This window comes from Streptomyces sp. NPDC001678, from assembly GCF_042892945.1.
In the GTDB taxonomy this organism is placed as follows: Bacteria; Actinomycetota; Actinomycetes; order Streptomycetales; family Streptomycetaceae; genus Streptomyces.
The window spans coordinates 154,074-173,871 of sequence record NZ_JBIAUP010000007.1 but is presented as its reverse complement, the minus strand read 5'-3'; the positions used below and the strand labels follow the sequence as shown (position 1 = coordinate 173,871).

16 protein-coding genes and 1 pseudogene are annotated in these 19,798 nt (G+C 74.0%); 7 read left to right on the top strand and 10 right to left on the bottom strand.

All coding sequences use genetic code 11. From position 1 onward, the window contains the following. Positions 1-49 precede the first annotated feature (49 nt). Positions 50-2,134 carry a SpoIIE family protein phosphatase gene (locus tag ACFYZR_RS17315; protein ID WP_391910984.1) on the top strand — a complete coding sequence of 695 codons (2,085 nt, stop codon included), beginning with the start codon at positions 50-52 and terminating at the stop codon, positions 2,132-2,134. Between the two features lie 72 nt (positions 2,135-2,206). After that, on the top strand, positions 2,207-2,623 hold the full coding sequence (panD, locus tag ACFYZR_RS17310; RefSeq protein WP_391911339.1) for an aspartate 1-decarboxylase: 417 nt from the start codon (positions 2,207-2,209) through the stop codon (positions 2,621-2,623). A gap of 3 nt (positions 2,624-2,626) precedes the next feature. Here the strand turns inward: panD and ACFYZR_RS17305 are convergent, their stop codons facing one another. Both ACFYZR_RS17305 and ACFYZR_RS17300 read right to left on the bottom strand, forming a co-directional pair. Beyond that, the gene (locus tag ACFYZR_RS17305; protein WP_391910982.1) at positions 2,627-3,370 is read right to left on the bottom strand and encodes an alpha/beta hydrolase; all 744 of its coding nucleotides are present in this window, start codon (positions 3,368-3,370) and stop codon (positions 2,627-2,629) included. Between the two features lie 14 nt (positions 3,371-3,384). Continuing rightward, complete coding sequence (locus ACFYZR_RS17300; RefSeq protein ID WP_391910980.1) at positions 3,385-3,834, bottom strand: helix-turn-helix domain-containing protein; 450 nt, start codon at positions 3,832-3,834, stop codon at positions 3,385-3,387. A 267-nt stretch (positions 3,835-4,101) separates the two neighbouring features. On the opposite strand from ACFYZR_RS17300, the gene ACFYZR_RS17295 reads away from it, so the two are divergent. Both ACFYZR_RS17295 and ACFYZR_RS17290 read left to right on the top strand, forming a co-directional pair. Further along, positions 4,102-5,094: a ParB/RepB/Spo0J family partition protein gene (locus ACFYZR_RS17295; RefSeq protein WP_391910978.1), complete on the top strand. Its 993-nt coding sequence runs from the start codon at positions 4,102-4,104 to the stop codon at positions 5,092-5,094. A 97-nt stretch (positions 5,095-5,191) separates the two neighbouring features. Then, complete coding sequence (locus ACFYZR_RS17290) at positions 5,192-6,088, top strand: BTAD domain-containing putative transcriptional regulator (RefSeq protein ID WP_391910976.1); 897 nt, start codon at positions 5,192-5,194, stop codon at positions 6,086-6,088. 144 nt (positions 6,089-6,232) lie between these two features. Here ACFYZR_RS17290 and rbsK read toward each other — a convergent pair whose 3' ends face one another. From rbsK to ACFYZR_RS17270, 4 genes and pseudogenes are all read right to left on the bottom strand, one after another. Further along, positions 6,233-7,171, bottom strand: a complete 939-nt coding sequence (gene rbsK, locus ACFYZR_RS17285) for a ribokinase (protein ID WP_391910974.1) — start codon at positions 7,169-7,171, stop codon at positions 6,233-6,235. A gap of 27 nt (positions 7,172-7,198) precedes the next feature. After that, positions 7,199-9,096: pseudogene (locus tag ACFYZR_RS17280) on the bottom strand (substrate-binding domain-containing protein). Continuing rightward, positions 9,086-10,678 carry a sugar ABC transporter ATP-binding protein gene (locus tag ACFYZR_RS17275; protein WP_391910972.1) on the bottom strand — a complete coding sequence of 531 codons (1,593 nt, stop codon included), beginning with the start codon at positions 10,676-10,678 and terminating at the stop codon, positions 9,086-9,088. Before ACFYZR_RS17275 ends, ACFYZR_RS17280 begins: the two are co-directional and overlap by 11 nt. Positions 10,679-10,710: 32 nt before the next feature. Further along, entirely contained in the window at positions 10,711-11,700 is a 990-nt protein-coding gene (locus tag ACFYZR_RS17270; RefSeq protein WP_391910970.1) for a LacI family DNA-binding transcriptional regulator, read from the bottom strand. Positions 11,701-12,094: 394 nt separating this feature from the next. Here ACFYZR_RS17270 and ACFYZR_RS17265 point away from each other — a divergent pair, with 394 nt between their 5' ends. Further along, positions 12,095-12,883: a sigma-70 family RNA polymerase sigma factor gene (locus ACFYZR_RS17265; protein WP_391911337.1), complete on the top strand. Its 789-nt coding sequence runs from the start codon at positions 12,095-12,097 to the stop codon at positions 12,881-12,883. A gap of 80 nt (positions 12,884-12,963) precedes the next feature. Beyond that, positions 12,964-13,140, top strand: a complete 177-nt coding sequence (locus tag ACFYZR_RS17260) for a hypothetical protein (RefSeq protein WP_361703778.1) — start codon at positions 12,964-12,966, stop codon at positions 13,138-13,140. A gap of 65 nt (positions 13,141-13,205) precedes the next feature. Here the strand turns inward: ACFYZR_RS17260 and ACFYZR_RS17255 are convergent, their stop codons facing one another. Further along, positions 13,206-13,445 carry a chaplin gene (locus tag ACFYZR_RS17255; protein WP_391910967.1) on the bottom strand — a complete coding sequence of 80 codons (240 nt, stop codon included), beginning with the start codon at positions 13,443-13,445 and terminating at the stop codon, positions 13,206-13,208. Positions 13,446-13,790: 345 nt separating this feature from the next. Here ACFYZR_RS17255 and ACFYZR_RS17250 point away from each other — a divergent pair, with 345 nt between their 5' ends. Beyond that, positions 13,791-15,320, top strand: a complete 1,530-nt coding sequence (locus ACFYZR_RS17250; RefSeq protein ID WP_391910965.1) for an SDR family NAD(P)-dependent oxidoreductase — start codon at positions 13,791-13,793, stop codon at positions 15,318-15,320. A 96-nt stretch (positions 15,321-15,416) separates the two neighbouring features. Here ACFYZR_RS17250 and ACFYZR_RS17245 read toward each other — a convergent pair whose 3' ends face one another. The 3 genes from ACFYZR_RS17245 to alaS form a co-directional block, all read right to left on the bottom strand. Then, positions 15,417-16,346, bottom strand: coding sequence for a DUF4190 domain-containing protein (locus ACFYZR_RS17245; RefSeq protein WP_391910963.1), 930 nt, complete (start codon positions 16,344-16,346; stop codon positions 15,417-15,419). A gap of 69 nt (positions 16,347-16,415) precedes the next feature. After that, on the bottom strand, positions 16,416-16,985 hold the full coding sequence (locus ACFYZR_RS17240) for a hypothetical protein (protein WP_391910961.1): 570 nt from the start codon (positions 16,983-16,985) through the stop codon (positions 16,416-16,418). Between the two features lie 134 nt (positions 16,986-17,119). Further along, on the bottom strand, positions 17,120-19,759 hold the full coding sequence (gene alaS / locus ACFYZR_RS17235; RefSeq protein WP_391910959.1) for an alanine--tRNA ligase: 2,640 nt from the start codon (positions 19,757-19,759) through the stop codon (positions 17,120-17,122). Positions 19,760-19,798: the final 39 nt, after the last annotated feature.

The following is a 19,798-nucleotide window of genomic DNA, read 5'->3' as shown; positions in this document are numbered from 1 at the left end:
GGGCGCGAGGCCGCCGCACCACCCCGAGCGGGCGGAAGGAGGACCTCCGATGGGTACGACCGACGCGTCCCGGCCGGACCCGGGCCGGGCCAGGGGCACCCCCTACGAGCCCGGCACCCTGCTGGACGTGCTCAGCGTCGCCGCGGTGGTCCTCGACCAGGACGGCCGGATCGTCCTGTGGAGCCCGCAGGCCGAGGAGCTCTTCGGCTGGACCGCCGCCGAGGCCCTGGGCCGGTACGCCGCCCAGCTCCTGGTGGACGAGGAGAACCTCGACGAGGTCCTGCGGCTGTTCGCCAAGGTCATGGGCGGCGGCGGCAGCTGGGCCGGGGTCTTCCCCGCCCGGCACAAGGACGGCACCACCCGGCTGCTGGAATTCCGCAACATGCGGCTGGAAGACAAGGACGGCCGGGTCTACGCCCTCGGCATGGCCACCGACCAGGAGATCCTGCGGGACGTCGAGCGGGACCTGGCCCTGTCGCTGCGGCTGGTGGCCCAGTCCCCGATCGGGCTCGCCGTCCTCGACACCGAGCTGCGGTACGTCATGGTCAACCCGGCCCTGGAACGCATCCACGGCCTGCCCGCCCGGGCCTATGTGGGCCGGCACGTGCGCGAGGCGCTGCCCTTCCTGCCCGCCGACGAGGCCGACGCGGTGGAGCGGGCCATGCGCCGGGTCCTCGCGACCGGCGTCCCCCTGGTGGACCACTTCACGGTCGGGCCCACCGCCGACGCCGCCGCCGGGGAACGGGCCCGGCTCGTCTCCTGCTACCGGCTGGAGGACCCCGGCGGCCGGCCGATGGGGCTGGCCACCTCGGACGTCGACATCACCGACCGGCACCGGGCGGCCACCGAGGCCCGCCGCAGACTGGCCCTGCTCGCCGACGCGTCCGTGCTCATCGGCACCACCCTCGACCTCGACCAGACCGCCCGGGAACTGGCCGGGGTCGTCGTCCCCGACCTGGCCGACGTGGCGGCCGTCGACGTCCTCGACACCGCCCTCCACGGCAACGCCACCCCGCCGGACGAAAGGGCCGCCGTCTTCCGGGCCCTCGCCGTCGCCTCGGCCGGCGGCGACGCCGTCACCGACGCCGTACGGGCCGCCGACCCGCCCGGCGAGATCGCCAAGTACGCCCCCGACCGCCTGGTCGCCCATTGCGTGAGCACCGCCCGGCCCGTCCTGCTGGCCCGGGTGACCCCCTCGGACGTGGGCCGGATCGCCCGCGACGCCACGTCCGCCGGGCTCCTCCGCCGCGCCGGGCTCCACTCCTACCTGGCCGTACCGCTGATCGCCCGGGGCGAGGTGCTCGGCGCCCTGGACCTCAAGCGCGTCACCAACCCCGAGCCCTTCGGCGAGGACGACGTCGTCCTCGCGGGCGAGCTCGCCGCCCGCGCGGCCGTCTGCATCGACAACGCCCGCTGGTACCAGCGCGAACGTGCCACCGTCCTCACCCTCCAGCGGAACCTGCTGCCCCAGCGGCCCCAGAACCTGATCGGCCTGGAGGTCGCCTACCGCTACCAGCCCGCCGGAGCGGCCGTCCAGGTCGGCGGCGACTGGTTCGACGTCATCCCGCAGGGAGGCGCCCGCAGCGCCCTCGTCGTGGGGGACGTCATGGGCAGCGGCATCAACGCCGCCGCGGCCATGGGCCAGCTGCGCACCGCCGCCCGGACGCTCTCCGGCCTCGGCCTCGACCCCGGCCGGGTGCTCCACCACCTCGACCGCACCGCCAGTGGTCTCGACCAGACCATCGCCACCTGTGTCTACGCCGTCTACGACCACCGCGAGGCGCGCTGCCGCGTCGCCAACGCCGGCCATCTGCCCCCGGTCCTGATGCGGCCGGGACTGCGGCCCGTCCTGCTGGAGCTGCCCACGGGCGCGCCGCTGGGCGTGGGCGGCGTCCCCTTCGAGAGCGTCGGCGTGGCGCTCGCCCCCGGCGACCAGCTCGTCCTCTACACCGACGGGCTGGTGGAGACCCGCGACGAGGACATCGACACCCGCCTCGCGGTCCTCGTCGACCTCCTCGACCGCCACCGGCTCGACCTGGAGGCCACCTGCGACCTGCTGCTCGCCGAGCTCCGCGAGGGCAACGACCAGGACGACGTCGCCCTGCTCATCGCCCGGGTCCGCGGCTCGTTGTAAAGTGAAGGCACAGCCCTTGACCTGCAACAACGCAGGCAGGGAGCCGAGTTCCGGGAGTAGCCGAGCATGCCCATGCAGCGCACCATGATGAAGTCGAAGATCCACCGCGCCATCGTCACCCAGGCCGACCTCCACTATGTGGGTTCCGTGACCGTCGACGCCGATCTGATGGAAGCCGCCGATCTGCTGCCCGGCGAGAAGGTCGACATCGTCGACATCGACAACGGCGCCCGTCTGTCGACCTACGTCATCGAGGGCCCGCGCGGCTCCGGCGTCCTGGGCATCAACGGCGCGGCGGCCCGGCTGATCAGCCCCGGCGACCTCGTCATCATCATCGCCTACGGCACCATGGACGACGCCGAGGCCCGCACCTTCCAGCCGCGCGTCGTCTTCGTCGACGACCGGAACCGGGCCGTCGACCTGGGCAGCGACCCGGCCGCCGTCCCGGAGGGCTCGGGGCTCAAGCGGGGGGACCGGGTCGAGGTCTGAGGGCTACGCCCTCCCGGCGGCCCCGGCGATCGCCCGGGCCGTCGTCCGGCCGGCCGCGAGCACGCCGGGATCCTCGCTCGGGCGGCAGCGGCCCGCCACCGGGTCGTACTCCGTCATGATCACGCCCGCGTGGTCCGTCGCCGGCTCCTCCAGCAGCACCGGCCAGTGGCGCGCGGCCAGGGCGTCCCTCAGGTGCCGCGAGCGCGCGGCGGGGATCAGGGCGTCCGTCGTGCCGTGCACCAGGGTGATCGGCACGGCGGACGTCTCCGCGAGGCCGGCCGGGTCGGCCAGGTCGGTCAGCGGGACCGTGCCCGTCGTCCGGTTCGGGAGGTCATAACGCGAAGCGATGCTCACCACGGCCGCCGGGCGCGGGCCGGATGCGATGCCGGGCCGCAGCGCGACACCCACCGCGGCCGACCCGCCGGCCGACCAGCCCGCCAGCACGAACCGCTCCGGATCGCCCCCGAGCTCCGCCGCCCGCGCACGGGCGAACTCCAGCGACGCCAGCAACTGCGCCCGGCCGCCGTCGGGCTCGTCGGAACGCCAGTCGGGCACGAGGACGAGCAGCCCCTCGCGCGCGACCGCCTCGGCCAACGGCCGCATGACGTCCCGCTCGTCGGGCCCGACGCCGTGCCAGAGCAGCACGACCGGCGGCCGGACGGCTCCCGGCACGGGGCGGTGGATGTCGAGGGACTTGCCGTGCGGCATGGTGACCGTCTCGGCGCCGGCGCAAGGACGTACTGTCACGATCGTTCCGTCGTTCAGGGCTGCTTCTCGGGCGGGGTGGCGCGGTTGGTCGGGAGACCCTCCAACTCGCGTACGCGCTCGATCACTTCGTTGATGGAGTGGAGGCTCTCCGCCGACAGCCCGGCCGCGCGGAGCGCCACGCGCTGGACCTGCGGCTCACGCAGTGCCACCAGGAGGCCCAGATCGGCGTCGACCGTCTCCGTCACCTGGTCGTCGAAGAAATAAGCCGGGGGTACGCCGAAGAACTTCGCCAGCGCCTCCACATGCCGCAGCGTCGGATTGCTGCGCTGCCCCTTCCGCAGCAGCCAGATGTAGCTGCCGGAGATCGACACACCCCCCGCGGTGATCGCACGCGCCACTTCCTCCGTGGTGTACGGCTCCCGGCCGTCGGGCACCACCGTCCGGAAGAGGTGGTTGAGCTTGTCGGCCAGCGTCCGCGCGGCCCTGGCTTCGGAATCGTTCATGATCGCACCTCCCTCCCGCGGTCAATCTAGCTTACGGGCCGAAGCGCACCCCCACGTGCCGAGTCATGCGTGGTCATGTGCTCGGACGCATAACGCGGTTGACAGCGAGCGCGCTCGCTCCTTAGCGTCCTCGGTGTCGGCGGATCGACTGGTGTTGGACGGCCCGAGAGGGCGGTCGGTCACCAGTTGGCGGGGGCGGGGCCTTGCGGCACCGCGCCCACCGGGCGTGATCCGCCGTCGGCCGGAGGCACTTCTGGAGGGGGTTTCGTGACGGTTCCGGGGCCGGATCAGCGGCACACCGTCGTGCTCCCCCTCACGTCCCTGCTGCCCGCGGCGTCACCGCGGCTGGCGGGGGAGGACCCCCGGCACGTCCAGGCCATCGCCCGGCTGGACAGCCCCCTGCCGCCCATCGTCGTCCACCGCGCCACCCTGCGGGTCGTCGACGGAATGCACCGGCTGCGAGCCGCTCGTCTACGGGGGGATGAGCGGATCGCGGTCCGGTTCTTCGAGGGCAGCGAGGAGGACGCGTTCGTCCACGCGGTCCGGGCGAACACCCGGCCGGGTGGCCTTCCCCTCACCCGGGCGGACCGGTCGGCCGCCGCCGAGCGCATCATCCGGAGCCATCCGCACTGGTCGGACCGGCTGATCGCATCGGCGGCGGGCCTGGCCGCCAGCACGGTGGCCTCCCTGCGCCGCCGCACCGGCCACCCCGCCGCACCCACCACGGCCCGCACCGGCCGCGACGGCCGGGTCCGCCCGCTCAACGCGGCGGACGGCCGGCGCCGCGCCGGAGCACTCATCGCCGCCCGGCCCGAGGCGAGCCTCAGGGAGATCGCCCACGACGCCGGCATCGCCGTCGGCACCGCGCGTGACGTCCGGCTGCGACTGGCGCTCGGTCAGGACCCGGTACCGAAGAAACTGCGGGACGCGGAGCGGCGGGGCACGGACGTCGTCACTTCCCCCGCGAGGGAAGCCTCGTCGGCGGTGGCGGTGGCCGTGGCCACGCCGGTCGCCGTCGCCGCGGCGGGTGACGGCTCGTCCTCCCTGTCGAGGCTCCACATGGATCCCTCGCTCCGGCTCACCGACGGCGGCCGCATCCTGCTGCGCCTGCTCAACGCCCACGCCATGGGCGGCGACCGCTGGCGCCGGCTCCTGGAGGCGGTGCCCGCCCACCGGCGGCAGACGGTGGCCCAGGCCGCCCGGCACTGCGCCGCCTCCTGGCTGCGCTTCGCCAACGAGCTCGAGCGCCGGGCCGGGTGACGGCGCACCGGTCCGTACGGACAGCCCGCCGGCACCGGCCGCGCGGGGACCAGAGCACGCACGCGGCGACGCCGCGCACACGGGGGCAGGTACAGCGATGAGCACCGGCACAGTGACCGGCACGACGACCGTGACCACCGGGGCGGCGCAGGCCGCCCCGCCCGAGGCCGCCCCCGTCGCCCTCGCCCTGCTGGGGCCGGTCTCCGCCGGGGTCGGCGAGCGGCTCGTGGCCGTCGACGGGCGCAGACAGCGCGTCGTACTTTCCCTGCTCGCTCTCGCCAGGGGGCGGGTGGTCTCCGTCCGTACCCTCGCCGATGCGATCTGGGGCGAACGGCCGCCGCTGTCCGCGCGTGCTCAGATCGCCCTGTGCGTCCAGGCGTTGCGGAGGGCGTTCCGCGCCGCCGGGTACACGGAGCCGCTGATCGTCGCCGCCTCGCCCGGCTACCGGCTGCGCACCGCGCACATCGGTGTCGACGTCGACGACTTCGACGCCCTGGTCGACGCGGCTGCCTCGGCCGCCGGGCGGGACGCGTCCGAGTCGGCGGGCGAGCTGTACCGCCGCGCCCTCGGCCTGTGGCGCGGCCCGGCGCTGGACGGGGTGGGCGGACGCGTCACCGAGGGCGAGGCCGCCCGGCTCCACATCCGGCGCGCGGCGGCCGCGCGGGCGCTGCTCGACGTCGGGGAGACGCTGCTGGCGGACGGGCTCTTCGACGAGGCGGAGGGGGCGTTCGCGGACGCGCTGGGCGTCGGGGAGGCGCTCGGCGATCTGCCGCTGGTCGCCGAGGGCTCCCTGGCGCTCGGCCGGCTGTGCCGGATGCTCCGGCGCACGACGCGCGCGGGGCGGCACCTCACGGCGGCCCGCGTCGCGTTCCTGCGGCTCGGCACGGCCACGGGGGTGGGCAGGGCCTCGGCGGAGATCGTGGCACTGGCGGAGTGCGAGGCGGAGGGGCCGGGGGCGGTCGACCTGGTGCCGCGTCAGGGGCGGCGGGCCTAAGCGCTCCGCTGGAAGTCCGGTACGTCATCCGCTGGTGCGTCGTGGCTGGTCGCGCCCACGCGGCGGTAGCCGCGTATCGACACTGCCCCGCGCCCCTTCGGGGCGCTCGAACCGCACCGGACTTCGCCAAAGCCGCTCAGCCGCCTACGCCAGTTCCTCCGCCGTCGGGTACGACGGCTGCGCGCCCGGGCGCGTCACCGACGCCGCGCCCACCCGGACCGCGAAGCGGGCCGCGTCCTCCAGGGTCGCGCCCCGGGCCAGACGCAGGGCCAGGGCGCCGGTGAAGGCGTCGCCCGCGCCCGTGGTGTCCACCGCTTCGACCTTGACGCCCGGGACGTGGACGGGTGCCCCCGTGTCCAGGACCAGTGCGCCCTTCGCGCCCAGGGTGATCACCACCGAACGGGCGCCCCGCTCGCGCAGCGCGTGGGCCTGGTCCGTCGGGGTGCCGGCGGGCAGGCCCGAGAGGAGCCCGGCCTCGTGTTCGTTGACCACCAGCGGGTCGGCCGCCGTGAGCAGGCGGGCGTCCAGGGTCTCCGGGGCCGGGGAAGGGTTGAGGACGACCCGGGTTCCGGCTTCGGCCGCCGTCTCCACCGCTGTCCGGACCGTCTCCGGGGCGATCTCCAGCTGGAGCGAGACCACCGTCGAGGCGGCCACGAGCTCCCGCGCGGCCCGTACGTCGGCGGGGGAGAGGCGGGCGTTGGCGCCGGGGGAGACCACGATCGTGTTGTCCCCGTCCGGTCCTACGACGATCATCGCGGTGCCCGTTCGGGCACCCTTCTCCACCAGCACGTGCCGCAGCTCCGTGCCCGCCGCGTGCTGTGCCTCCAGCAGCAATTGCCCGAACGCGTCGTCACCGACCCTGGCGAGCAGTGCTGTCCGGGCGCCGAGCCTGGCGGCCGCCGCTGCCTGGTTGGCGCCCTTGCCGCCCGCGGACTCCACCAGGTCGGTGCCCAGGACGGTCTCGCCCGGGCCCGGGCGGCGGGCCACGCGGACGGTCAGGTCCGCGTTGGCCGAGCCGATCACCAGAACGTCGTAGTCGTAGTCGTAGTCGTAGACGTAGGAGTGGCTGTGGCTGTCGCTCATATCGTCACCGTCATTCGAAGTCCGCCGTCATTCAAAGTCCGCCGCGTTCCCGCGGGTCACCAGCACCACCGGGATCTTCACCCGGTCCGGCAGCCGTTCGCCGTGCGCGGCCCTGACCGCCCACTCCACCGCCGCCCTGCCCAGCAGCCTCGGCTGCTGGGCCACCGTCGCCGTCAGCGTCCCCGCGCGCACGGCCCGGACGCCGTCCGGGGTGCCGTCGAAGGCCACGATCCTGACGTTCCTGCCCGCCGCCGCGCCCAGGGCCTTCGCCGCGCCCAGCGCCATCTCGTCGTTGGCCGCGAAGACCCCCGTGACGTCCCGGTGCGCCTGGAGCATATTGGCCATCACGTCCATGCCCTTGGTGCGGTCGAAGTCGGCCGGCTGGCGGGCGACGACTTCGATGCCGGGGTAGGTCCTGATGCCCGCGTCGAAGCCCTTGGCGCGTTCCCGGGCCGCCGATGTGCCGGGCAGCCCCTCCAGGAACGCCACCTTGCCCCTTCCTCCCAGCGCGTCGGCGAGGGCCTTCGCCGCCTGGCGGCCGCCCTCGACGTTGTCGGAGGCGATGGTGGAGCCGACCTTGCCGCCGTTGACGCCCCGGTCGATGGAGATCACCGGCACCCGGGCCCGGTTCGCCACGCCCACGGCCGGGACGGCCGCGTCGGAGTCCACCGGGTTGATCACGGCGGCCTTGACGTTCTGGCTGGTGAACGTCTCCATCTGATTGACCTGCTGCACGGGGTCGTTCTGGGCGTCCGTGATGTTGATCTTCAGGCCGCGTGCCTTCGCCTCGGCCCGCGCGCCCTCCTTGATGCCCACGAAGAAGGGGTTGTTCATCGTGGAGAGGGCCAGGCCCAGGTCCGTGTGCCCGCCCCTGTCGCAGCCGGCCAGGGTCGTGGCCGTGAGGAGCGCGGCCGCGACGAGGACGGCCTTCCGGCGGCTCTCGCGGCCCCTCACCGCGCGCTCCTGCGGCGCAGCGTGTCCAGCAGCACCGCCACCGCGATCACTGCGCCCGTGGCCACCTGCTGCCAGAACGCCGACACGCTCAGCAGGTTGAGGCCGTTGCGCAGCACCGCCAGGATCAGCGCGCCGACGAGCGTCCCGGACGCCTTCCCGGAGCCGCCCGACAGGCTCGCCCCGCCGATCACCACGGCGGCGATCGCGTCCAGTTCGTACCCCGCGGCCGCCTGGGGCTGGGCCGACGTGAGCCGGGCGGCCAGGACGACGCCGGCCACGGCGGCGAAGAGCCCGGACAGCGCGTAGACGGTGAGCTTGCGGCGGCGGACGGCGATGCCGGACAGCCGGGCCGCCTCCTCGTTGCCGCCGATCGCGAACATCGCCCGGCCCGTGTACGTATGCCCCAGGATCAGCGCCGTCAGCAGGCCGGCCGCCCCCATCACCACCACGGGCACCGGGAGCCAACCGCCGAGGGTGTCGCCCAGGTGGCCGAGCGGGGCCGGGAAGGCGATCGGGGAGCCGCCGGAGACGACCAGGGCGAGGCCGCGGGCGACCGACAGCATCGCGAGCGTGGCGATGAAGGCGGGCAGCCTCCCGTACGCGACCAGGGCGCCCGAGATCAGGCCCGCCACCGCGCCCGCCGCGAGGCCGAGCGGCAGCGCCAGCCACACGGGCAGACCGTGGCCGGTGGAGGCCCAGGCGACGACGGTGGCCGACAGCGCGGCCACCGAGCCGACGGACAGGTCGATGCCCGCCGACACGATCACGAACGTCAGGCCGAAGGCCAGGATCGCCGTGACGGACGCCTGCACCCCGACGTTGAGGAGGTTCTGCCCGTTCAGGAAGTCCCGGGAGAGGAGGGTCATGGTCGCGATCAGGGCGAGCAGTCCGCCCAGGGGGCCGTTGCGGAGCACCGCCCGGGTGAACCACTGACCGGTTTTCCCGGGCGCCCGAAGCACCTCAGCCGACATCGGAGCCCTCCATCGCGCTCTCGTCCGTGTTCTCGTCGTTCTCGTCCGTGTTCTCGTCCTGGATGTTCTGCCGGAGCGCCAGTTCCATGACCGCGTCCTGCGTCGCCGTCGCGGCCGGGAGTTCCCCGGCGAGCCGGCCCTGGGCCATCACCAGCACGCGGTCGCTCATGCCCAGGACCTCCGGCAGGTCGCTGGAGATCAGCAGGACGGCGTGGCCCGCCGCCGTCAGTTCGTTGACGAGCCGGTAGATCTCGACCTTCGCGCCGACGTCGATGCCGCGCGTGGGCTCGTCGAGGATCAGCAGCCGGGCCCCGGCCAGCAGCCACTTGCCGATGACGATCTTCTGCTGGTTGCCGCCCGAGAGGGTGCGGGCCTCGCGGTCCAGGCCGCTGTGCCGCACCTTCAGCCGGTCGGCGACGGCGGCCGCCGCGCGTCGCCGGGCCAGCCGGTCGACCAGGCCCAGGCGGGTGTCGCGGTCCAGCCGGGCCAGGGTGAGGTTGTCGTCCAGGGAGGCGCCGAGGACCAGGCCCTGGCCCTTGCGGTCCTCGGGGACGAGCCCGGCCCCGGCCCGCATGGCCGCCCGGACGTCGCCCGGGGGCAGCCGCCCGCCGTCGACCTCGACCGTTCCGGCGTCGTACCGGTCCGCGCCGAAGACCGCCCGCGCCACCTCCGTACGGCCCGCGCCGACCAGCCCGGCCAGGCCCACGACCTCGCCCGCCCGGACCTCGAAGCTCACGTCCGTGAAGGCCCCGCGCCTGGTCAGCCCATGGACGCGCAGCAGTGGGGCGCCGGGCTCACCCGGGCGTTCGCGGGGGTAGCGGTCGGTGATGTCGCGGCCCACCATCAGCCGGATGAGCTCGTCCTCGGGCGTCGACGCGGGCACCTCGGCCACCGAGCGGCCGTCGCGCAGTACGGTCACGCGGTCGCCGAGGGCGGTGATCTCCTCCAGGTGGTGGGTGATGAAGACGATGCCCACCCCCTCGGCGCGCAGCTCGCGCACGATGCCGAAGAGCGTGCCGGTCTCCTCGGCGGTGAGCACCGCCGTCGGCTCGTCCATGATCAGGACGCGGGCGTCCAGGCTCAGGGCCTTGGCGATCTCCACCATCTGCCGCTGGGCGACACCGAGCGCGGCCACGGGCGTGGTGGGCGGCACGTCGAGGCGGACCCGGCGCAGCAGCGCCGCGGCCCGCGTCCGCAGGGCGCGCCGGTCGATCAGGCCGAGGGCGGTGCGCGGCTGGCGGCCGAGGAACAGGTTCTCGGCGACACTGAGGCCGGGGACGAGGGTGAACTCCTGGTGGATGGTGGCGATGCCGAGGCGTTCGGCGTCCCGCCCGGAGCGGATCGTCACCTCCTCGCCGTCGGCCAGGATCCGGCCGGCGTCCGGGCGGTGGGCTCCGGCGAGCAGTTTGATGAGCGTGCTCTTGCCCGCGCCGTTCTCGCCCAGCAGTACGTGCACCTCGCCCGCGCGCACGCTCAAGGACACGCCGTCGAGGGCGCGGACACCGGGGAAGGTCTTCACCACGCCTTCCACGCGCAGCAGTTCCCGGTGGCGGTCCGGTGCGTCGCCGTCGACGCCGGTCATGTGTCGCCCCTCTCGGCCGGCTAAGGATTGAGTCACTCGCCGCAGGAGCGGCGGCGTACGAGCCGGGCCGGCAGCAGGACCGAGCCCGCCGGGCGCCCCGCGATCCGTTCCAGCAGGGTGTGCACGGCGGCCCGGCCGAGCGCCTCCGTCGGCTGGGCGACGGCCGTGAGCGGCGGGTCGAGGTGGGCGAACCAGGGCACGTCGTCGAAGGCCACGAGCGCCATGTCGGCGGGGACGCGCAGGCCGCGCGCCCGGAGTTCGTCCAGGGCGCCGAGCGCCATCAGATTGTCGGTGGCGAGCACGGCGTCCGGCGGTTCGGCCGTCTCCAGCAGCCGCCGCATCACCTGCCGGCCCCCGGCGGGGCTCGGGTCCGGCGAGGCCCCCACGAGGGTGGGCGGCAGGGCGATGCCGTGCGCCGCCAGGGCCGTACGGAACCGGTTGAGCCGTTCGTCGCCGGTCGGGGTGCCCGCCGGGGCGACGATCACGGCGGGCCGGCGCCGGCCCAGCGCGGCCAGGTGCGCGGCGAGTTCGGTGAGCGCGGCGCCGCCCTCGGCCCGGACGCAGGGCGCGGCGACGCCGGGGACGGCGCGGTCGAGCAGGACGAGCGGGGTGCCGGAGGCCGCCGCCTCGCCCAGCATGGGGGAGCCGGTGCCGGCGGAGCTGACCATCAGCCCGTCGATGCGGCGGTCCAGGAGGGTGCGGATGTAGTCGTCCTGCTGCTCGGGGCTCTCGCCCGCGTTGCCGATGATCAGGCTGTAGCCCAGCCGCCGGGCCTCCTGTTCGACGGCGTCGGCGAGTTCGGTGAAGAAGGGGTTGCGCAGATCGCTGACGACGAGCCCGAGGGTGCGGGTCCGGGCGGTGCGCAGGGCGCGGGCGACGACGTTGGGGCGGTAGCCGAGCTCCTCGACGGCGGCCAGGACGCGCTCGCGCGTCTCGGCGACGGGGGAGCGGCCGTTGAGGACGCGGGAGACGGTGGCCGCGGACACCCCGGCCCGCCGGGCGACGTCCTTGATGTTCGCCACGGTCCCTCCCCGACCCGTACGACCGATCCGTGCAATCGATTTCGCGCCCACAGGAAATCGATTGCACGGATCGGCGGTCAAGACGCCATGAGTGTGACGCCCGTCACCGGGGCGCCGTCACCCGTCCGGCCGAGTGCTCGAACGGGGCGCGGTGCGCCGGAGGGTGGCCGCCCCGCGCGCCCCCGGCAGGGTCTCGCTCTGTGTGACGGAAAGGGAGCTCCGAGTCGCGAGTGGCGCGGGCCGGGGGCATGCTGGGACAACCGTGGCCGACACCGGCCGGCCCGGCCCCCGGAACCCGGCCCGGCCACGGGCGGACCCCTGGGGCGGTCGCGCCCCCGGCGGCGCCCGGCCGGCAGGCACTCCTTGACGCACGAGCGAGGGGACAAGTGTGACCATGGCCGAAACCGAGCTCCCTCCCCGCGGACGCCGCCCCGACACCCCCGGCACCGAGGACGCCTTCCGGCGGCTGGCGGCCCTCCCCGCGGGCCCCGAGCGCGACCGGCTCCGGGACGACGTGATCGCCGCCTGGCTGCCCATGGCCGAGCGCGTCAGCCTGCGCTTCCGCAAGTCCGGGGAGAGCCCGGCGGATCTGCGCCAGGTGGCCGCGCTGGCCCTCGTCCACGCCGTGGACCGCTACGACCCGGGGCTCGGCTTCGCCTTCGAGTCCTTCGCCATCCCCACGATCAGCGGCGAACTCAAACGGCACGTCCGCGACCATGTGTGGTCCCTGCACATCCCGCGCCGGGACCAGGAGCTGCGGGCCGCCGTCCGCGCCGCCCGCGCCCGGCTCGAACAGCGGGGCTCGAGCAGCGGGGTCACCCCCGCCGAACTCGCCGCCGAGACCGGGCTGTCGGAGGAGGAGGTGCTGCGCGGGCTCGACGCGGACGGCGTCCACCAGACGCTCTCGCTCGACCATTCCATCGCCGGCACCGACGAACTGCCCCTCGCCGACACCCTGGGCCGGGCCGACCTGGCGCTGGAGCTGGTCGTCGACCGGCAGTCGCTGCGCCCCCTCCTGGACGCGCTGCCCGAGCGCGAACGGTACGTCCTGTACTGGCGCTTCTTCGGCAATCTCACCCAGAAGCAGATCGGGGCGCGCCTGGGCGTCTCCCAGATGCAGATCTCCCGCATCCTCAGCCGCACCTGCGACCGGCTGCGCCGGCAACTGCTCGCCGCCGCCTGACTCCGCCGGGGTCCCCGTTCCCCCTGTTCCCGCCCGGTTGTTCCACCCGGTCTTTCCGACGTGAGGGAAGGCGCACCGCCATGACGTCAGAGCACTCGCGGCTGACCCCGGATCTGCCGCCGATCGTGGAGATACCCGACCTGCCCGGCGCCGCCGGCACCGAGGGCTCGGTGCCGGCGGGGTCCGGACACGGCAGTGGCGCCCATCAGGAGGGAGATGGGCGCCACGAACGCGCGGGGGACGGGTCCGGCGGCTGACTGTGACCCGGGCCCCGGCGCTGCGCGCGGTCCGGCTGAGACGCGCGCAGAAAGGGGGGCGGTGATCAGCCGTTCACGCAGACGTTGCCGAAGGTCGGGTTCAGCAGGGCGATGATGTCGATCGAGTTCCCGCAGAGGTTGATCGGGATGTGGATCGGGACCTGAATGACGTTGCCCGAGATGACGCCGGGGGAGCCCACGGCCGCTCCCTGTGCGCCGGAGTCCGCGGTGGCGACGCCGGCGATGCCGGTCACGGCGGTGCCTACGGCGGCGGTCAGGACGGCAGCCTTGGCGATACGCGACATGGCTCAACCTTTCTAAGGGGTGTTGAGAGACGATTGTGACTGCCGATTCGGTGGGAATTGGGCAAATGTGCTGGACAACGCTGGCAATTAACCCAGAAAGATCAATAAGTCGTATGGGATGAACGGCGGTTGGGGGTGGGGATCCCGGCAGTTCGAGACGGTGGCCGGACCGCCCGGCCCGGTATGACGGACGGCGCCCGGGCAGGGGAGGGGCGCCGTCGGCGACGCCCCGGCGCACGGCCCGGTCGCAAGCCCCCCGGCAGGCGGTTTGGCACTGCCGCGTTCGGCTACGTACAGTTTCCTGGAAGATTTGTCGAACAAGCGGACTGGGATACGACAGCGGCCATGACCGTCACTGAAGAGAACCGCGACGGTGCAGGCCACCTGTCGATCACCGATCTCCCGGAGATCACGGATGCCGTGGAGTACGGCGAGGGCATAGCCCCCGAGCGCATGGCCGTCCTCCTGAGCGTGCTCGAGGAGCTCGACCGGCTGCCCGTCGACCACCCCGACGCGATCGCCGTCCGGCGCGCCACCTCCGGCGTCTACCGCACGGTGAAGCAGCGCCGCCGCCAGGAGCGCCGCGCGGCCAAGACCGCCAACGACCGCAAGGTCACCGAGGCCACCGCCACCGGCTCCGCCGACCGCATCGACGACGAGACCGAGGGCATCCTGCCGTCCTCGATCACCGAGGCCGGCCGGATCGCCGGGATCCTCCAGCGCCCGCGCTCCTGCTACGTCTGCAAGACGCGGTACGTCGAGGTCGACTACTTCTACCACCAGCTCTGCCCGAGCTGCGCGACCGAGAACCGCGCCAAGCGCGACGCCCGCGCCGACCTCACGGGCAAGCGCGCGCTGCTCACCGGCGGCCGGGCCAAGATCGGCATGTACATCGCGCTGCGGCTGCTGCGCGACGGCGCCCACACCACGATCACCACCCGCTTCCCCAAGGACGCCATCCGCCGTTTCAAGGCGATGGAGGACTCGGCGGACTGGATGCACCGCCTGGAGGTCGTCGGCATCGACCTGCGCGACCCGGCCCAGGCCGTCGCGCTCGCCGAGCAGGTCGCCGAGGCCGGCCCGCTGGACATCCTGATCAACAACGCCACCCAGACCGTGCGCCGGCTGCCCAGCGCGTACGCCGCGCTGGTCGAGGGCGAGGGCGCCCCGCTGCCCGCCGGCGAGCTGCCCGCCCACCACGTCATCGGCGCCTTCAACTCCGGCGCGGTCGACGGCCTGGCGGCGCTGCCGCTGGGCGCGAGCGGCCTGGACGCCCAGAAGGTCGCCGACCTCGCCCTGGTCGCGGGCAACGCCAGCCTCGAACGGCACCTCGACGGCACCGCCATCGACGCCGGCGGCCTGCTGCCGGACGTCGTCGAGACCAACACCTGGGTGCAGACCATCGACCAGATCTCCCCGGTGGAGCTGCTCGAAACCCAGCTGTGCAACTACACCTCGCCGTTCATCCTGATCAGCGCGCTGCGCCCGGCGATGGCCGAGGCGGCCCGGCGGGCGGCCAGCGGTCGCGCGTACATCGTCAACGTCTCCGCCATGGAGGGCGTGTTCAGCCGCGGCTACAAGGGCGCGGGGCACCCGAACACCAACGCCGCCAAGGCCGCGATGAACATGGTGACCCGGACCAGCGGCCAGGAGATGTTCGAGACCGACAAGATCCTCATGACCTCGGTCGACACCGGCTGGATCACCGACGAGCGCCCGCACTACGACAAGCTGCGGCTGGCCGAGGAGGGCTTCCACGCCCCCCTCGACCTGGTCGACGGCGCGGCCCGGGTCTACGACCCGGTCGTGCGCGGCGAGGAGGGGGAGGACCTGTACGGGTGCTTCCTGAAGGACTACCGCAAGGCGAACTGGTAGACCGCCCCACGGCGGCCGTCCCGGCTGTGCCGGGACGGCCGCCGTACGGCCGGCGACGGGACCGCCCCGGTCACTGACGCCGCGGAGGCGGTTCGCTCAAGAGGTGGGGCCGGACCAGTAGGCGTCCGGCCACCGCTTCGCGTCGGGGCTGAACTCGACCTCGATCTTGTCGGCCGCGTCGGGCGGCAGTGAGAAGGCGTACTTGCCGACCGCTTCCTTGCCGGGCAGGACGTAGCCGGTGATGACCTTCTGGCGTCCGCTTCCGTCGATCACCAGCTCCGTGGAGGCCCCGGTGGCGTCGTTGACACTGGGCAGCCCCGTCTCGACCGAGAGTCGCTCCGTGCCGGTGTTGACGACGGTGATCGTCACCTCGACGGCCTTGTTCCCCTTCTCGTGGCCGAGTACGAAGTCGTCCGGGGCGAACGGCTGCGGCTTGGCCACCGTGACCTTCAGGCCGTTCTCGAACGTGTACGACTGGCCGAACGACAAGTGCCTGGCCTTCTCCTCCGCCTTCCGCTTCTCTTCCTCCGCGGCGGCGGACTCCTTCTCTTTCGCGACCCTCGCACGCCTGTCGTCGGCGACCTCCTTGACCGCCACCGCGGCGAGCACGCCGGTGCCGGCCGAGATCAGGAGACCGGCCGCGCCCAGGATCACCCCGGCCAGCGCCATCGGCCTGTTGGTCGCCAGCCCCTTGCGCGCGTAGCTCAGCCCGACGAAACCGAAGACCACGGCCAGCAGGGCCGGCAGCCAGGACACCCAGAACAGGATGACGGCCAGACTGAGGACCAGGCCGATGATGCCGAGCACCAGGGCCGTGACGCCCATGCCGTTGCGGGGCTGCGGCACCGGTATCGGGTACGGCGACGGCGACGGCGGCCAGTACGGAGTGGCCGGCCCCGTCGGCCGGGGGCCCCACGGGTTCTGGCCGGCCGGCACCTGGTCCACGGGAGTCTGGTCCACGGGGGTCGGGTCCGCAGGAGTCCGGTCCACAGGATTCTGGTCGCCGGGCGGAGCGGGCACGCTCATGCAAAGTCCTTCAGGCAGGTCGAATCAGTGAATCAACGACACTACCAGCCGTTTTTACCGTTTCCTTACCTATATTCCCGGACCGCCCGCCGACTCCCGGGTCGCGTAGATGTCCCGGAGCCGGGCGGCCAGCGCTTCGTACGCGGCGTCGGCCCGGGCGCCCAGGGCGCCGGGGTCGACCGCTTCGTCCCGCTGGACGCCCGCCGCGGCCGTCGTCAGCGCCTTCTCCGCGGCGTCGGCCAGCGCCCGCACGTCGTCCGCCAGGATGAAGCCGGTTCGGGACCGCAGCGCGCCGAGAGCGGCGTCCGCGGCGTCGGACGCGTCCTGCAACGGCTGCCGGTAGGTCTCCGGCGAGGCGGCCGGGTCCTCGCGCAGGCGCGAACTGTAGTGCCGCCGGGCGGAGACGAAGGCGTGGAGGGACGCCATGGCGTCCCTCAGCAGGGTGTTCACCTCGACGAGCTGGGCCAGCTCGAACGTCTCACGGCGCTCCGCGACCACCTTGTACCGCTCGGCCGCCCTGGCCCGCGCCTCCCGCCTGGTCGTGGACCGGTTGTTGATGAGGCCCATCGTCAGCGCGGTCGCCTGGCCGATCAGGATCGACGCGACGGTCGTGAACCATCCCCAGCCCCCGGAAGCCATGCCGGCAAGTCTAGAAATCCGCCGTCGGCCCGGAGAAGTGCCGACGGCGCCCCCACGGGGGCATCGGCGGCCCGTCCGGCGCCCACCAGGGCCGGCGCGCGCCTCGGGGCGCCCACCGGGCCCGGCGGCGGGCCTCAGCCCTGACCCGCCAGCAGCGCCCGCACCCCGTCGAGCGTCGCCCGCAGCGACTCCGCCGGGACGCCGCCGCCCTGGGCCACCTCCGCCGTGCCGCCGCCCCGGCCGCCGAGGAGGGACTTCACCAGCGTGGCGGCCGACAGGCCCGCGGCCGTCGCCGCCCGGTTCAGCGCGATCGTCACGACCGTGCGGTCGCCCGTGGCCGCGCCGATCGCCACCACGCCCCGCCGTCCCTCCGGCAGCCGGTCGCGGACGGCCAGGGCCAGGGCGCGCGCGTCGGCGTCCGTCGTCGCCGTGACCACGAGCGTGCCATCGGCATCGGTCGCCGCGCCCGCCAGCTCCGCCGCGCGCTCCAGCGCGGCGCGCCGCCGCAGTTCCTCCGCCCGCTGGTCGGCGGCCTTCAGCCGGTCCAGCAACACCGCGACGCGCTCGGGCAGTTGCGCGCGCGGCGCCTGGAGCTGCTCCGCCAGCCGCGTCACCAGGTCGCGCTCGCGGGCCAGGTACCCGAAGCCCTCGAAGCCGACCGCCGCCTCCAGTCGGCGCATGCCCGCGCCCACCGAGGACTCGCCGGTGAGGGCCACGACCCCGACCTGCGAGGCGTGCTCCACATGGGTGCCGCCGCACAGCTCGCGCGACCACGGGCCGCCGATCTCCACGACCCGCACCCGCTCGCCGTAGGTCTCGCCGAAGAGGGCGAGGGCGCCGATCTCCTTGGCCTCGGGCAGCGGCATCCAGCGCACGTCCACCGGCAGGTCCCGGCGCAGCGCGCGGTTCGCCGCCTCCTCGACCTCGCTCCGCGCGGCCGGGCCGAGGGCGCCGCGCCAGGGGAAGTCCAGGCGCAGGTAGCCGGGCCGGTTGTACGAGCCGGACTGCAGGGCCGTCGGGCCGAGGATCTGGCGCAGGGCCGCGTGGAGGATGTGGGTGCCGGAGTGCGCCTGCCGCGCGCCCAGCCGCCACTCGGGGTCCACGGCGGCCCGTACGGTGTCGCCGACCGCCAGCTCGCCCGCCGTGACCCGCACCTGATGGACGATCAGGCCCGGCAGGGGGCGCTGGACGTCGAGGACCTCGGCCTCGACCGACGCGCCCGTCAGCGCGCCCGCGTCGCTGTCCTGGCCGCCCGACTCGGCGTAGAAGGGGGTGCGGTCGAGGACGGCCGTGGCGATATCGCCGGTGCGCACCGACGTCAGCGGGCCGGACGGGCCCGACAGGGCCAGTACCGTCGAGTCCGTCGTCAGCGTGTCGTACGCCCGCCAGTCCGTCGGCCCGTGCGCTTCCAGCACCGCCCGCAGCGCCGAGGTGTCGAGCGCGCCGCCGGACTTGCGGGCGCGGGCGTCGGCGCGGGCGCGCTCGCGCTGCTCGGCCATCAGGGCGGTGAAGCCCTCGCGGTCGACCTCGACGCCCTGTTCCTCGGCCATCTCCAGGGTGAGGTCGATGGGGAAGCCGTAGGTGTCGTGGAGCAGGAACGCCTTGGGGCCCGGCAGCAGCCGGCCGCCCTCGGCCTTGACCTCGGCGACCGCCGTGTCGAGGACGGTCGTGCCCTGCCGGAGGGTGGCGCGGAAGGCGTCCTCCTCCGCGTACGCCTGCTGGGAAATGCGGCCGAACTCCTCGGCCACCTCCGGATAGCTGTGCTTCATGCAGTCCCGGGCGGCGGGCAGCAGCTCCGGCAGCGCCGGGTCCTGGTACCCCAGCAGCCGTACCGAGCGCACGGCCCGGCGCAGGACGCGCCGCAGCACATAGCCGCGCCCCTCGTTGCCGGGGGCGGTGCCGTCGGCCAGCAGCATCAGGGCCGTGCGGACGTGGTCGGCGACGACGCGCAGCCGGACGTCCGCCCGGTGGTCGGCGCCGTAGCGCACGCCGGTGAGCTCGGCGGCGCGGTCGAGGACGGGCCGGGTCTCGTCGATCTCGTAGAGGTTGTCGACGCCCTGGAGGAGGGTGGCCATGCGCTCCAGGCCCATGCCGGTGTCGATGTTGCGGCGGGGCAGCTCGCCGAGGACCGGATAGCCGGTCTTCCCGGTGCCCTCGCCGCGCTCGTACTGCATGAAGACGAGGTTCCAGAACTCCATGTACCGGTCCTCGTCCACGGCCGGGCCGCCCGCGCGGCCCAGGGCGGGACCCCGGTCGTAGTAGAGCTCCGAGCAGGGGCCGCAGGGCCCGGGGACACCCATGGACCAGAAGTTGTCCTCGTCGCCCCGCCGGACGATCCGCTCCTCGGGCAGGGCGGCCACGCGCCGCCAGATCGCCGCGGCCTCGTCGTCGGAGTGGTGGACGGTGACCCAGATCCGGTCGGGGTCGAGACCGAATCCGCTCTCGGAAGTGGACAGCTCCCAGGCGTAGCCGATGGCCTCCTCCTTGAAGTAGTCCCCGAAGGAGAAGTTGCCGTTCATCTGGAAGAACGAGCCGTGCCGGGTGGTCTTGCCGACCTCCTCGATGTCGAGGGTCCGTACGCACTTCTGCACACTGGTCGCGCGCGGCCACGGCGGCGTCGCCTCGCCCGTCAGATACGGCTTGAAGGGCACCATGCCCGCGTTGACGAACAGCAGTGTCGGGTCGGGCGTCGGCAGCGGCGCGCTGGGGACGACGGTGTGGCCGCGCCCGGCGAAGAAGTCGAGGAAGCGGCTGCGGATGTCGGCGGTACGCACAGGGCGGCTCCGGACGGGTCGGGCGGCTCGGGCAGCGGT